16 protein-coding genes are annotated in these 14,217 nt (G+C 54.5%); 10 read left to right on the top strand and 6 right to left on the bottom strand.

The features are described 5' to 3' along the window. The first annotated feature begins 29 nt into the window (after nucleotides 1-29). Nucleotides 30-215, top strand: a complete 186-nt coding sequence (locus MUU47_RS09235) for a YoaH family protein (RefSeq protein ID WP_110512212.1) — start codon at nucleotides 30-32, stop codon at nucleotides 213-215. A 189-nt stretch (nucleotides 216-404) separates the two neighbouring features. On the opposite strand, the gene MUU47_RS09230 is transcribed toward MUU47_RS09235, so the two are convergent. Beyond that, nucleotides 405-749 carry a RidA family protein gene (locus tag MUU47_RS09230; RefSeq protein WP_258987912.1) on the bottom strand — a complete coding sequence of 115 codons (345 nt, stop codon included), beginning with the start codon at nucleotides 747-749 and terminating at the stop codon, nucleotides 405-407. A gap of 129 nt (nucleotides 750-878) precedes the next feature. Here MUU47_RS09230 and yoaA point away from each other — a divergent pair, with 129 nt between their 5' ends. The 5 genes from yoaA to rnd all read left to right on the top strand — a co-directional run bounded on the left by yoaA (nucleotide 879) and on the right by rnd (nucleotide 7,408). Further along, on the top strand, nucleotides 879-2,789 hold the full coding sequence (gene yoaA / locus MUU47_RS09225) for a DNA repair helicase YoaA (protein ID WP_258987910.1): 1,911 nt from the start codon (nucleotides 879-881) through the stop codon (nucleotides 2,787-2,789). Nucleotides 2,790-2,856: 67 nt separating this feature from the next. After that, complete coding sequence (tsaB, locus tag MUU47_RS09220) at nucleotides 2,857-3,552, top strand: tRNA (adenosine(37)-N6)-threonylcarbamoyltransferase complex dimerization subunit type 1 TsaB (protein WP_258987907.1); 696 nt, start codon at nucleotides 2,857-2,859, stop codon at nucleotides 3,550-3,552. Between the two features lie 163 nt (nucleotides 3,553-3,715). Next, on the top strand, nucleotides 3,716-4,303 hold the full coding sequence (locus tag MUU47_RS09215) for a Slp/YeaY family lipoprotein (RefSeq protein WP_258987904.1): 588 nt from the start codon (nucleotides 3,716-3,718) through the stop codon (nucleotides 4,301-4,303). 215 nt (nucleotides 4,304-4,518) lie between these two features. Further along, entirely contained in the window at nucleotides 4,519-6,204 is a 1,686-nt protein-coding gene (gene fadD, locus MUU47_RS09210) for a long-chain-fatty-acid--CoA ligase FadD (protein ID WP_258988178.1), read from the top strand. A gap of 85 nt (nucleotides 6,205-6,289) precedes the next feature. Beyond that, on the top strand, nucleotides 6,290-7,408 hold the full coding sequence (gene rnd, locus MUU47_RS09205) for a ribonuclease D (RefSeq protein WP_258987901.1): 1,119 nt from the start codon (nucleotides 6,290-6,292) through the stop codon (nucleotides 7,406-7,408). 108 nt (nucleotides 7,409-7,516) lie between these two features. On the opposite strand, the gene minE is transcribed toward rnd, so the two are convergent. Genes minE through minC form a run of 3 tightly spaced genes read right to left on the bottom strand, consistent with a single transcriptional unit; the run spans nucleotide 7,517 to nucleotide 9,323 of the window. After that, nucleotides 7,517-7,786 (bottom strand): cell division topological specificity factor MinE, encoded by a 270-nt coding sequence (gene minE, locus MUU47_RS09200; RefSeq protein ID WP_110512271.1) that lies wholly within the window; start codon nucleotides 7,784-7,786, stop codon nucleotides 7,517-7,519. 3 nt (nucleotides 7,787-7,789) lie between these two features. Then, nucleotides 7,790-8,602, bottom strand: a complete 813-nt coding sequence (gene minD, locus MUU47_RS09195) for a septum site-determining protein MinD (RefSeq protein WP_110512272.1) — start codon at nucleotides 8,600-8,602, stop codon at nucleotides 7,790-7,792. 22 nt (nucleotides 8,603-8,624) lie between these two features. Then, nucleotides 8,625-9,323: a septum site-determining protein MinC gene (gene minC, locus MUU47_RS09190; protein WP_258987898.1), complete on the bottom strand. Its 699-nt coding sequence runs from the start codon at nucleotides 9,321-9,323 to the stop codon at nucleotides 8,625-8,627. A 126-nt stretch (nucleotides 9,324-9,449) separates the two neighbouring features. Here minC and MUU47_RS09185 point away from each other — a divergent pair, with 126 nt between their 5' ends. From MUU47_RS09185 to ycgN, 3 genes are all read left to right on the top strand, one after another. Beyond that, a complete protein-coding gene (locus MUU47_RS09185) occupies nucleotides 9,450-9,725 on the top strand; it encodes a YcgL domain-containing protein (protein WP_258987895.1) in 276 nt (91 codons plus the stop codon). Nucleotides 9,726-9,744: 19 nt separating this feature from the next. Next, on the top strand, nucleotides 9,745-10,404 hold the full coding sequence (locus tag MUU47_RS09180; RefSeq protein WP_258987893.1) for a fumarylacetoacetate hydrolase family protein: 660 nt from the start codon (nucleotides 9,745-9,747) through the stop codon (nucleotides 10,402-10,404). A gap of 94 nt (nucleotides 10,405-10,498) precedes the next feature. Next, entirely contained in the window at nucleotides 10,499-10,942 is a 444-nt protein-coding gene (gene ycgN, locus MUU47_RS09175; protein WP_258965872.1) for a cysteine cluster protein YcgN, read from the top strand. 56 nt (nucleotides 10,943-10,998) lie between these two features. Here the strand turns inward: ycgN and MUU47_RS09170 are convergent, their stop codons facing one another. Further along, nucleotides 10,999-13,188, bottom strand: coding sequence for a TonB-dependent siderophore receptor (locus MUU47_RS09170; protein ID WP_258987890.1), 2,190 nt, complete (start codon nucleotides 13,186-13,188; stop codon nucleotides 10,999-11,001). On the opposite strand from MUU47_RS09170, the gene MUU47_RS09165 reads away from it, so the two are divergent. Next, a complete protein-coding gene (locus tag MUU47_RS09165) occupies nucleotides 13,142-13,561 on the top strand; it encodes a hypothetical protein (RefSeq protein WP_258987888.1) in 420 nt (139 codons plus the stop codon). The two genes, MUU47_RS09170 and MUU47_RS09165, sit on opposite strands and share 47 nt — an antisense overlap. Before the next feature lie 118 nt (nucleotides 13,562-13,679). Here MUU47_RS09165 and dsbB read toward each other — a convergent pair whose 3' ends face one another. Then, nucleotides 13,680-14,210 carry a disulfide bond formation protein DsbB gene (gene dsbB / locus MUU47_RS09160; protein WP_258987886.1) on the bottom strand — a complete coding sequence of 177 codons (531 nt, stop codon included), beginning with the start codon at nucleotides 14,208-14,210 and terminating at the stop codon, nucleotides 13,680-13,682. Nucleotides 14,211-14,217 lie beyond the last annotated feature (7 nt).

The following is a 14,217-nucleotide window of genomic DNA, read 5'->3' as shown; positions in this document are numbered from 1 at the left end:
AAGCGCCCACAATGTAGCAGGAGTTCACCATGATTTCAGGTTTACCTTCACTGAGCCACGACCAACAGCAAAACGCGGTCGAGCGCATTCAGGAATTGATGACGCAAGGCCTGAGTAGCGGGGAAGCTATCCAGCTGGTAGCCAAAGAAATTCGCGCCAGCCACACCGGCGAAATGATCGTGGCCCGATTTGAGGATGAAGACGAGGAAGAGTAAACCCGTCCTGATTCGAGCCGCAGGTGCAATACCTGCCACCCGAATGATTCAGGGTTTATACCCGTCATACTTCAAGTTGCATGTGCGTTGGCTTTCCTCGCTCACCCCGGTCACTTACTGGAGTAAGCTCCCGGGGATTCACTGCGTCGCCGCCTTCCTGCAACTCGAATTATTTTGGGTATATATCGATTAAACTGCAGCGACGATTTTAATCTCAACTTTATACTGCGGCTTCATCAGTCCGGCCTGCACGGTGCAACGCACCGGCGCATGTCCGGCAACCACCCACGCATCCCAGGCTTTATTCATCGCAGCAAAATCAGCTTTATCGGCGAGGAAAATCGTGGCATCAAGAATGCGTGATTTGTCGCTGCCCTGTTTTTTCAGAATCGCGTCAATCTGTGTCAGAGTATTGGCAGTCTGCTCAAACGCGTCGGCATCCAGATTTTCGGGCACGCCGGTATAGTAGATTGTCTGGTTGTGGATAACCACATCTGACCAGCGGGCTTCAGCATCAATACGGGCGATTGTCATCTCAGTTTCCTCTATTGCAATTCATTTAAGGCGGCAAGAGTGCCATATTGTCGACGGCGCGTCATCACTTTGGCTGGCACAACGCCCCCCGCACTGACATAATCACTGTCCAGATTTACAGGGGGTAGTGTGACGGACGATTTTGCAACAGACGGGCAGTTAGCCAAAGCGATACCTGGGTTCAAACCCCGCGAACCGCAGCGCCTGATGGCGCACGCGGTGGCGAAAGCCATCGACGAAACGCGGCCGCTGGTGGTGGAAGCCGGTACCGGCACGGGCAAAACGTACGCCTACCTGGCCCCTGCGCTACGCGCAAAGAAAAAGGTCATCATCTCAACCGGGTCAAAGGCGCTGCAGGATCAGCTTTACAGCCGGGATTTACCGACTGTCGCCATCGCGCTGAAATTTACGGGCCGGCTGGCGCTGCTGAAAGGGCGCTCCAACTATTTGTGTCTTGAACGTCTCGAACAGCAGGCCATTGCCGGCGGCGACCTTCCGGTTCAAACCCTCAGTGACGTAATTATGCTGCGCAGCTGGGCCAATCAAACCGTCGATGGCGATATCAGCACCTGTGTCAGCGTGGCGGAGGATTCACACGCCTGGCCGCTGGTCACCAGCACTAACGACAACTGTCTCGGCAGCGATTGCCCGTTATACAAAGACTGTTTCGTGGTCAAAGCGCGTAAAAAAGCGATGGACGCCGATGTGGTGGTGGTCAACCATCACCTGTTCCTCGCCGATATGGTGGTGAAAGAGGGCGGTTTCGGTGAGCTCATTCCGGAGGCGGAAGTGATGATCTTCGATGAAGCCCATCAGTTACCGGATATCGCCAGCCAGTATTTCGGCCAGTCGCTCTCCAGCCGTCAATTGCTGGACATGGCGAAAGACATCACCATTGCCTACCGTACCGAACTGAAAGACACCCAACAATTACAGAAATGTGCCGACCGACTGGCGCAGGCGACACAGGATTTTCGCTTACAGCTTGGTGAACCAGGCTATCGCGGCAATCTGCGCGAACTGCTGGCTGACAACGGCATTCAGCGCGCGCTACTGCTGCTCGATGACGCGCTGGAGCTGTGCTACGACGTGGCGAAACTCTCCCTTGGCCGTTCGGCCCTGCTGGATGCTGCGTTTGAGCGCGCGACAATTTACCGCGGCCGCCTGAAGCGGCTGAAAGAGATCAACCTGCCGGGCTTCAGTTACTGGTATGAGTGCACGTCTCGTCACTTTACCCTGGCGCTGACGCCGCTGACGGTCGCCGATAAATTCAAAGAAGTCATGACGCAGACGCAGGGCAGCTGGATTTTCACCTCGGCCACGCTGTCGGTGAACGACGACCTGCACCACTTTACCGCGCGTCTGGGTATTGAAGAGGCCGAATCGTTGCTGTTGCCTAGCCCGTTTGATTACAGCAAACAGGCGCTACTGTGTGTGCCGCGTAACCTGCCGCTGCCCAACCAGCCTGGCGGTGCGCGTCAGCTGGCAACCATGCTGCGTCCGATGATTGAAGCCAACAACGGCCGCTGCTTTATGCTTTGCACTTCGCACGCCATGATGCGTGACCTGGCCGAACAGTTCCGCGGAATGCTCGATCTTCCGGTGCTGTTGCAGGGCGAAACCAGCAAAGGGCAGTTGCTACAGCAGTTTGTCAGCGCCGGGAACGCCTTACTGGTGGCGACCAGCAGTTTCTGGGAAGGGGTGGACGTGCGCGGCGATGCGCTGTCACTGGTGATTATCGACAAGTTACCCTTTACCTCGCCGGAAGATCCGTTGTTAAAAGCGCGAATGGAAGACTGCCGTCTGCGCGGCGGCGACCCGTTTGATGAAGTTCAGCTACCGGATGCGGTTATCACCCTCAAACAGGGCGTCGGGCGACTCATTCGTGACGTCGACGATCGCGGCGTGCTGGTGATTTGCGACAACCGTCTGGTGATGCGCCCTTATGGTGCGGTATTCTTATCCAGCCTGCCGCCGACCCCGCGCACCCGTGATATCAGTCGTGCCGTGCGTTTTCTTGCTGGGCTGTCACTGACGTAATTTGTGACGAACTGTGGTAAGATGCGCGCCATTTTGTTGACCCCCTATTGCAAGAGCGCAACCTCCTATGCGAATTCTGGCTATTGATACCGCCACAGAAGCCTGTTCTGCGGCTTTGTGGAACGACGGTACTACTACGGCTCATTTCGAGCTTTGTCCACGCGAACACACCCAACGTATTCTGCCGATTGTGCAGGATATTCTGACCGAAACCGGCACCACGCTGACCGAGCTCGACGCGCTGGCGTATGGGCGTGGGCCAGGCAGCTTTACCGGCGTGCGTATCGGCATTGGTATTGCGCAGGGGCTGGCCCTGGGTGCAAACCTGCCGATGATTGGCGTGTCGACTCTGGCCACCATGGCGCAGGGTGCATGGCGTAAAACCGGTGCAACATGCGTGCTGGCAGCTATTGACGCGCGTATGGGCGAAGTTTACTGGGCCGAATATCAGCGCGATGCGCAGGGTAACTGGCGTGGCGAAGCGACGGAAGCGGTACTGAAACCCGAAGCCGTTAACGACCGGTTGAAGCAGCTCGATGGTGAGTGGGCTACCGTGGGTACGGGCTGGCAGGCATGGCCGGATATGGCAAACGATACACCGGTGACGCTGGTCGATGGCGATGTGCTGTTGCCTGCCGCGGAAGATATGCTGCCGCTGGCGTGTCAGCTGTTCGCTGAGCACAAAGCCGTTGTCGTAGAGCAGGCCGAACCGGTTTATTTGCGTAACACCGTTGCATGGAAGAAACTTCCTGGCCGGGAATGAATCTTAGTTTATACCCATCGCCCTTCAAACTGCAGGGTTGTTGGCTGCTTTCATTCGCCCGAATCACTTACTTGAGTAAGCTCATCGGGCCTCATTCAATTGCCGCCTACCTGCATCTTGAAGTAGCAAGGGTATATATAACTGAGAATTAAGGAGTCGATTCATGGCGAGTCGCAAACAGGTCATACAAGGTTTACTGGCTGGACTGGTCATCGCCGCGCTGAGTGGATGCGTCACGGTACCGGACGCCATTAAGGGCACCAGCCCAACGCCGCAGCAAGACTTGTCCCGCGTGATGGCTGCGCCGCAGCTGTACGTCGGCCAGGAAGCCCGTTTTGGCGGCAAAGTGGTGAGTGTCAAAAACGAGCAGGGTAAAACCCGCCTCGAAATTGCGACCGTGCCGTTGGATGAAGGCGCTCGACCAAGTCTGAGTGACCCTTCCCGGGGCCGTATTTATGCCGATGTGAATAGTTTCCTCGATCCTGTCGATTTCCGTAACCAGTTAGTGACCGTCGTTGGGCCAATTACCGGTACCGCGAAAGGGAAGATTGGTGACAGCAATTACACCTACATGGTGATGCAGGCTAACGGTTTTAAACGCTGGCGGGTGACCCAACAGGTTGTGATGCCGCCGGAACCGATTGACCCATACTGGGGCGGCCCGCATCCGTGGCGTCACGGTTATGGCTACGGCGGCTGGGGCTGGTACAATCCGGGCCCGGCTCAGGTGCAGACTATCGTCACTGAATAACCTGTTGTTTTACAAAATTAAATTAACAGCGGCGAGTCCGCTGTTTCTTTTTGTCGGAAAGGACTCCCGAGAGTCATAAAAATAAATAGTGACGCGCTTCGCAACCTTAAATTCGGATGATTAATAAACTGGTACGATAAGTTAAGATATTGTTAATAACTTGTTTGTTGACAGGGGTTGTGATGACGACGAATTCTCATTTCAGAGGTGATGCATTGAAAAAGGTTTGGCTTAACCGCTATCCCGCCGATGTTCCGGCGGAGATTGATCCTGACCGTTATCAATCCCTGGTAGATTTGTTCGAACAGGCTACAACCCGCTACGCAGACCAGCCCGCGTTTATTAACATGGGTGAGGTGATGACGTTCCGTAAGCTCGAAGAGCGCAGCCGCGCCTTCGCAGCGTATCTCCAGCAGGGCCTGGGTTTACAAAAGGGCGATCGCGTCGCCCTGATGATGCCCAACCTGTTGCAGTATCCGGTTGCGCTGTTCGGTATACTGCGTGCCGGCATGATTGTGGTCAACGTTAACCCACTGTATACGCCGCGCGAGCTGGAACACCAGCTCAACGACAGCGGAGCCAGCGCGATTGTGATTGTCTCCAACTTTGCCCACACGCTGGAAAAAGTTGTCGAGAAAACCCAGGTGAAGCACGTAATCCTCACCCGCATGGGCGATCAGCTTTCTACCGCCAAAGGCACGTTGGTTAACTTTGTCGTCAAATACGTCAAACGTCTGGTGCCGAAATACCATTTGCCGGATGCGCTCTCTTTCCGCAGCGCATTGCAGCAGGGTTACCGGATGCAATACATCAAACCGGTTGTGGTGTCAGACGATTTAGCCTTCCTGCAATACACCGGCGGCACCACTGGCGTTGCCAAAGGCGCGATGCTGACCCATCGCAATATGCTGGCGAACCTGGCTCAGGTGCATGCCACCTACGGGCCGCTGTTCCGGCCGGGCAAAGAAGTGGTGGTCACCGCGCTGCCGCTGTATCACATCTTCGCGCTGACCATGAACTGTCTGCTGTTTATTGAACTCGGCGGGCAGAATCTGCTGATAAGCAACCCGCGTGATATTCCGGGGCTGGTAAAAGAGCTGGCGAAATATCCGTTCACCGCCATGACCGGGGTAAATACCTTGTTCAATGCGTTGCTGAACAATAAAGAATTTCAGCAACTGGATTTCTCCACCATGCGCCTGTCGGCGGGCGGTGGGATGCCGGTGCAACAAGCGGTTGCCGAGCGCTGGGTCAAACTCACCGGACGTTATTTGCTGGAAGGCTACGGCCTGACCGAATGTGCGCCGCTGGTGAGCGTGAACCCACACGACATCGATTACCACAGCGGCAGTATTGGTCTTCCGGTGCCGTCCACAGAAGTGAAGCTGGTGGATGACGATAACAACGAAGTCGCGCCGGGTGAACCGGGCGAGCTGTGTGTGAAAGGCCCGCAGGTGATGCTCGGCTATTGGCAGCGCCCGGACGCCACCGATGAAGTCATCAAAGACGGCTGGCTGTATACCGGTGATATCGCGGTCATGGACGAAGAGGGCTTCCTGCGCATTGTCGATCGTAAGAAAGACATGATTCTGGTCTCTGGTTTTAACGTCTATCCGAATGAAATCGAGGACGTGGTGATGCAGCATTCTGGCGTACAGGAAGTGGCTGCGGTCGGCGTGCCGTCCGGCAGCAGCGGCGAAGCGGTTAAAATCTTCGTGGTCAAAAAGGACCCGTCGTTGACCGATGAAGCGCTGATTACCTTCTGTCGTCGCCACCTGACCGGTTACAAGGTGCCGAAGCTGGTGGAGTTCCGCACTGAGCTGCCGAAATCGAACGTCGGAAAGATTTTGCGACGAGAACTACGTGACGAAGCGCGCGGTAAAGGCGACAATAAAGCCTGAACTACGCGTGAGTCGCCTTCAGACGCCGGTTAAGCCGGCGTTTTTTATGGGCGCAAACCATAGAGAATACAGATTGATTTATCAGATGATCACCGAGGACGCTGCGCTCAAGGCCGCCTGTGATGCGGCCCGCAACGCTCATGCCATTGCGCTGGACACCGAATTTGTCCGCACCCGAACCTATTACCCGCAGTTGGGCCTGATCCAGATGTTCGATGGCGAAACGGTGGTGCTGATTGACCCACTGACCATCACCGACTGGCGTCCATTCAAAGAGCTGATGCTCGACAAAAATGTCACCAAATATTTGCACGCGGGCAGCGAAGATCTCGAAGTGTTTTTGAACGCTTTTGGCCAGTTGCCGGAACCGCTGATCGACACGCAAATCCTGGCTGCATTCTGCGGTCGCCCGATGTCCTGGGGCTTTGCGGCAATGGTCGAGGAATACACCGGCATTGCGCTCGATAAGAGTGAATCCCGCACTGACTGGCTGGCGCGCCCGCTGACTGAACGTCAGTGTGACTATGCGGCGGCTGACGTCTGGTATCTGCTGCCGATCGCCATCAAACTGCTGGCAGAAACTGACTCCAGCGGCTGGCTGCCTGCGGCGTTAGACGAGTGCCGTCTGATGCAGCAGCGTCGTCAGGACGTGGTTGACCCGGCAGAAGCCTGGCGCGATATCACCAACGCCTGGCAGCTGCGTACGCGTCAGTTAGCCTGCCTGAAGCTGTTGGCGGACTGGCGTCTGCGTAAAGCACGCGATCGCAACATGGCGGTGAATTTCGTGGTGCGAGAAGAGCATTTGTGGGCTGTAGCGCGTTATATGCCGGGCAGCATGGGTGAACTCGACAGCCTCGGGCTTTCGGGCAGCGAGATCCGCTTCCACGGTAAAACGCTGGTGAGCCTGGTCGAAAAAGCCAAAGAGCTACCTGAAGACGCGCTGCCTGAGCCACTGCTGAACCTGATGGACATGCCGGGCTACCGCACGCTGTTCAAAGAGATTAAAGCCCTGGTACAGGAAGTGAGCAAAGAAAAGGGCGTCAGCGTCGAGCTGATGGCGTCTCGTCGTCAGATTAACCAGTTGCTGAACTGGCATTGGCAGCTGAAACCGCAGAGCGGATTACCTGAGCTGGTGTCCGGCTGGCGTGGCGAAATGATGACGGAGAGTCTGAAACCGCTGCTGGAAAAGTACCCACGCGCATAACACCTACGTCCTCTCCCACGGCGGTAGGAGGCATCAGTCGATGCAAAACCGAAATCGAACCCAATAAAAAACCCCGAGTTTCGGGGTTTTCTTTTTACCGCATCGTACTTACGATTTCGATTCTTCCGCTTCTGGCAGCGTCACGTTGAGCTCAAGTATCGAGATATCCCCGTCTTTTTGCTCAAGCTGTACCGTCACCATTTCTGGATCGATCTGAATGTATTTGCAGATAACATCAAGAATATCCTTCCTGAGCTGCGGCAAATAATGTGGTTCAGCGTCACTGCGGCGGCGCTCCGCAACAATAATTTGTAAACGTTCTTTCGCGATGTTGGCGGTGTTCTTTTTTCGTGAGAGAAAAAAGTCGAGTAATGCCATAACTTATCCTCCGAACAGGCGTTTGAGGAAACCTTTCTTCTCTTCTTCGATGAAGCGGAAAGGACGTTCTTCTCCCAGCAGACGATCTACCGTGTCGGCGTAGGCTTTGCCCGCGTCGGCTTCGGCATCCAGAATAACCGGTTCCCCCTGGTTTGAGGCGCGAAGTACTGACTGATCCTCCGGGATCACGCCAACCAGTTTAATGCGCAGAATTTCCAGCACATCTTCCATGCTAAGCATGTCGCCTCTGCTGACGCGGCCCGGATTGTAACGGGTCAACAGAAGATGTTCTTTAATTGGATCTTCACCTTTCTCAGCACGGCGGGATTTCGACGCCAGAATGCCGAGAATACGGTCGGAGTCACGTACAGACGAGACTTCCGGGTTAGTGGTGATAACCGCTTCGTCAGCGAAGTACAGCGCCATCAGCGCACCGGTTTCGATACCCGCCGGGGAATCGCAGACGATGAAGTCGAAGTCCATCTTCTTCAGCTCATCCAGCACTTTTTCAACGCCCTCGTAGGTCAGGGCGTCTTTGTCGCGGGTCTGAGAAGCCGGAAGAATATAGAGATTTTCGGTACGCTTATCTTTAATCAGCGCCTGATTCAGCGTGGCATCGCCCTGAATCACGTTCACGAAATCGTAAACCACACGGCGTTCGCAGCCCATGATTAAGTCAAGGTTACGCAGGCCGATGTCAAAATCGATAACGACAGTTTTCTTTCCCTTCTGGGCCAAACCAGTAGCGATGGCCGCGCTGGAGGTGGTCTTGCCAACGCCCCCTTTACCCGAAGTCACAACAATAATGCGTGCCATAAAAATTCCTTGTTAAAAGGGATTAGTTTAACGGTTCAATTGTCAAAGCCGCGTCGTCCAGTCTCAGACGCACCGCTTTGCCATAATATTCGGCGGTGATGTTCTCACTCAGCCAGTATTCCCCTGCGATAGACACCAGTTCCGCCGCAAGATGGGTACAAAATATTTGTGCTTCTCTGTCGCCACTGGCGCCCGCCAGCGCACGTCCACGCATCATGCCATAGATGTGAATGTTCCCGTCGGCGATGAGTTCTGCGCCCGCACTCACATGACTTGTGACAATCAGATCACAGTTTGGTGCATAAATGCGCTGACCGGAACGAACCGGCGTATCAATCAATCGCGTTTTTGTGACAGGGGTAACAATTGGAGCGGGAACAGGGGTTTCGACAGGGGCGACACGGGTGACTTTCTCTTTCCCTTCAGTCAGTAAGGGAATACCCGCGCGGTCGATCTCCGCTTTTAATTCCGGATTTTTACAGCCGCTTACGCCCATGATGCGTAAACCGGTGGAAGCAATTGCCTGCTGCAGCGGTTTCCATTGGGTGACCTCAGCCAGACTGCTGATATTCACCACCACCGGAGCGTGTCGCAAAAAAGCAGGAGCCTGGGCGATTTTGTCTTCTAACGCCTGACGAATAACCTCGGGTTTTGCCTCGTGCAAATGAACCACTGATAACGTGAAGCTACTGCCTTTAAGTTCGATTGGCGTGTTTGACATCCTGGCCTTACTCAATTTTCAATTTATCGGCCGCACAGCTGCGGTGATATTCCGAAGACTACAGGGCATGTTATAGTCACTAATATAGAGAGGCAAGTCGCCGCAGTCTAATTCAGAGTAAAAGTCATGTTTTGTGTTGTCTATAAAAGTACCAAGCGCGATCAAACTTACTTATATGTCGAAAAAAAGGACGATTTCTCCCGAGTACCGGAAGAATTAATGAAGGGATTTGGTCAGCCGCAACTTGCAATGATTCTGCCCCTGGATGGGCGTAAAAAACTGGTCAATGCCTCGCTGGAAAAGGTCAAACAGGCCTTAGTTGACCAAGGCTATTATCTGCAAATCCCTCCTCCGCCGGAAAATTTACTCAAGCAACATCTCCAGGCGAGCGGGAAACAATAACGCAACGACAGGAGCAGGCATGTATCAACATCATAACTGGCAGGGCGCGCTACTGGATTACCCGGTCAGTAAAGTGGTTTGTGTAGGCAGTAATTACGCGAAGCATATTCAGGAAATGGGCAGTGCCACGCCGGAAGAGCCGGTACTGTTTATTAAGCCCGAAACCGCGCTGTGCGATATCCGCCAGCCGCTGGTGTTACCGGAAGGGCTGGGTTCTGTGCATCATGAAGTTGAACTGGCGGTGCTGATTGGCGGCACGCTGCGTCAGGCGACTGAAGAACACGTATTGAAAGCGATTGCGGGTTACGGCGTCGCGCTGGATCTCACGCTGCGTGACCTTCAGGGCAAGATGAAGAAAGCAGGGCAGCCGTGGGAAAAAGCGAAAGGGTTTGATAATTCCTGCCCAATTTCCGGATTTATTCCGGCAAGCGAATTCCACAGTGACCCGCAGAACACGCCGCTGGGCCTGAAAATTAACGGTGAAGTTCGCCAGCAGGGCACAACGGCTGACATGATCCACAAAATTGTACCGCTGATTGCCTACATGAGCCGCTTCTTCACCCTGAAAAGCGGTGACGTTATCCTGACCGGCACGCCGGAAGGCGTTGGCCCGTTGAGCAGTGGCGATGAGCTGGACGTCTCCTTTAACGGTAATTCCCTCACGACCCGCGTGCTGTAAGCATCAATTGCCGCCCCTCTCGGGCGGCAAAACTTGCATCCGTCTGCCAGACTGGTTATAAGGTGCACCCTGGTTTTCAATGGCGGACATTCCTATGAGCGACACACCCTTCTGGCAAAGCAAAACTCTCGAGCAAATGACCGACGTCGAGTGGGAGTCTTTGTGCGATGGCTGCGGTCAATGCTGTCTGCACAAGCTGATGGATGAAGACAGTGATGAAATTTACTTCACCAACGTCGCCTGTCGCCAGCTGAACATCAAAACCTGCCAGTGCCGCAACTACGAACGTCGTTTCGAATATGAAGCGGACTGCATCAAACTGACCCGCGATAATCTGCCGACCTTTGAATGGCTGCCGCACACCTGCGCGTATCGTCTGTTGGCGGAAGGTAAACCGTTGCCGACGTGGCACCCGTTGTTGACGGGGTCAAAAGCGGCGATGCACGGCGAACGTATTTCGGTGCGCCATATTGCGGTAAAAGAATCAGAAGTGCGCGACTGGGAAGATCATATTCTGAATCACCCGAATCGCGGCTAACCGTCAGAATAAGAAAACGCCACCCGCAGTGATGCCGGTGGCGTTTTTTGTGGGTATCAGAAAAGTACGGAGTAATTCAGGCCAAAGGTACGACCGCGGCCTTTGTAGGTGTATAAACCCGGTGCGCCATAGGTTGGGCTATATAGCCCTGGTGCGCGCTGGCCCCAGACAGTGGTGTACTCCTCATCCAGCAGGTTTTCCACGCTGAAGCTGACTTTGCCGACCGGTAAGGTATAGCTTCCAAGGAAATCGACGGTGTTGTAGCCGTCAATTTTGTTGCCGTCGTTGTCCGACACGTCAAACGTCTGAGTGCTCTGCACGCGTAAACCCCAGTCGCCCGGCGCCCAGTTAACCCATGCGCTCACCTTCGACGGGCTGGCGCTGTCCACCGTCAGTTTCTCCCATTTGCCGTTCTCGCGGGTTTCCGACTTGATGGCGTTAACGTTCGAACCGAGACTCCAGTCGCTGGCCGTAAAGAAGTAATCGACCTGACCTTCCACACCATAAATCCGACGCTTGTCGTCCTCAAGGGTAATGGTCATGTCGGTTTTATTGATGTTGATGGTTTTATCCGACAGCGAGTAATAGGCCGCAATCTGAGTACGCAGGTTGTCGCCGGTTAAACGCCAGCCTAATTCGTACGCATTTACTTTAATGCCGTCGAGCGTCGAATCATTGACGTTCACGCTGTTGTTCAGGCGGTAATGGCCGTCAACAAGGGTGTAATTCCCGGAGCCGTAATACTTTGCCAGGTCAGGGATTTCAAAGCCCTGAGAGAAGTTAAACCACAGTTGCTGGCGGTCGGTGAGGTGACCGAGGATCCCGGCGTTGAACAGCAGGTTGTTGTAGTCAGTTTTGCCGCCCGGCACCGCATCCGCTGAGGTGGCTTTCCCGTTGGCGATCGCCTGTTGCTGCGTGTAGCCGATAAAGTCATCGACCTTGTTTTCGGTGTACTGATAACGCACGCCGCCGGTTAACGTGATGGCGCTAATGTCATAGCTCGCCTGCAGGAATGGCGCAAGGTTAGTGATGCTGTAGCCCGGATAACGGCCGACGTTATAGGCATTATCGAGCGTCATCCCGCCGCTGGCTGTAGCTTTGTCGAGATCGAAGAACTGCTGGTTGGCGTTAAACGACTCATGATCGGCATCGACGCCCCAGGTCAGATTCAGGTCATCCACCGGCTTGCTGTTCAGCGTCAGCTTCCCGCCGTAAAAATCGGTTTTTTGCTGGGACGCGCCAATGCTGGTGACGGCGCCTTTGCTTAGCGTCGGGAAGGGGTAAAACGTCAGGCTTTCGTCGCGATAGTAAATTTGCGCCACCAGATCCTGACCCCAGACGTCGGTATTAGAGTACTGCAGGTTAATCAGATGGCGCTCCGTGCCTGGCAGGCGATCGGAATCAAGATTGCTCTTGTTATATGCGTCGGCGTCACCGGTTACCGCCGAGAAGTTATCTCCGAGGAACAGGCCGTGTTTGCCGTCGGACTGGCTCTTAAAATACTGTGTCGTCAACTGGAGTTGCTGGTGGTCATCAATGTTAATCGTACCGGTGCCCATGATGTCCAGGCGGTCAGAATACTGCAGGCCGGTTTGGGTGTTATCGATAATCACCTCATCGCCGTTGCCGTCATACCAGCCGCCGTAACGCTGATACGCCACGGACAGACGACCGGAGGCGTTATCGTTACCGCCGCTCACCGCTGCCGCGATATTTTCGTCATGATCGTTATGGCTGTTAAACCCGCTTTTCCCACCGGCCTGGAATTCCACTTCGGTTTCCGGCTGGCCTTTTTTGGTGACGATATTAATCAAGCCGCCGGTGCTGCCGCCGCCGTACAGCGAAGTGGCGCCGGAAATGACTTCAATGCGTGAAATGTTGAACGGATCGATGGAATCCAGCTGGCGGCTGTCGCTACGGGAAGAGTTCAGGCGCACGCCATCCACCATCACCATCATCGAGCGCCCGCGCATGTTCATGCCGTAGTTGGTGCGCCCCTGGCTGCTGACATCCATACCCGGGATCAGCTGCGCCAGCACGTCTTTCAACTCCTTGCCACCCTGCACCTGCTGCTCAATATCAGCTTGTTCAATAACCCACGTGGTTTGTGCCATATCGGCAACGGTGTGATTGGCCCGGCTAGCGGACACAACCAGTGTGTCTTCCTTTTGCGTTTCAGCCCAGGCCGAGGCGGAAAGCATGGCAAGTAAACAAGGGTTTAACATCCACAAAATGCTGCGCTTCATTGTTATCAAGTTCCCAGTAGTCGTAACAGAAGGTAAGAATGTGTCATTATTGATAATAGTTATCGTTATGATATTCATTCCGTTTACACTGGCAACTCATTTTGTCATATTTGTTTTCATTATCTCTATGATTTACCCACACGGGGAAAAAACGGCCTCCCTGGCGGTGAGCGACACTAGGTATCAGGATTATCTGGCACTGCCGAAAGCGAAACGCCCGACGAAGCGGCGCTGCCTGCGGCGATGGGCATTCTGGAGCAGTTGGCAAAAAAATCGAATGCGCCGCAGCCTGATTGAGAAACAGCCGCTCAACCGAGAATGCGCAAGTTTTATGGCATACTGGGCGCAGGGAACGGCATTGGGGCTGACATAGCCCCCTGAAAAGGCCGGGGACTTGTGTATAAGAGACAGCCTACAGGGAGAGTGAGCAAGCATTAAAAACGGCAACCGAGGTTGCCGTTTTACGAATATCTTCCTGAACCGCTTTGCTTTTACCTTCCGAAGAGGTCGCGTTTTTTCGGTTTCAACGGCTGGGCAATCAACACCAGCAGACCGATGACCAGGAAGACCACAAAAATCCCTACCAGCCACTGTGGCATTTCCAGGGTCAGGAATGACCACTGGCGCTCGGCACAATCGCCAGACGCAACAAACACCTGCGGCAGCCACTTATCCAGCGGCAGCCAGCTCGGGAAGCGAGCGGCAAAGTCGCAGGTCTGGAACGGGGAGGGATGCAGCTGGATCATGGTGTGTTCCCACGCCAGCTGAACGCCGCGCCAGGCGCTGTAAATCCAAATCAGAATACCGGCATAACGCAGCGGTGATTTTGGGGCAATGGCACCGACAATGCCTGCACCCATCACGCCGAACAGCGCAGAACGCTCATAGATACACAGTACGCATGGCTTCAGCAGCATCACGTGCTGGAACCACAACGCGACCATCTCCAGCGCAAAAGCGGCCAACGCCAGCAGTAACCACGCTCCGCGACCGCGTGAGCACTGGTTTAAAAATCGCAACATAATCATT

Source organism: Scandinavium hiltneri (genome assembly GCF_024764835.1).
GTDB classification, from domain to species: domain Bacteria; phylum Pseudomonadota; class Gammaproteobacteria; order Enterobacterales; family Enterobacteriaceae; genus Scandinavium; species Scandinavium hiltneri.
The sequence above is the reverse complement of the archived record's forward strand: the minus strand, read 5'-3'. Positions and strand labels throughout refer to the sequence as shown.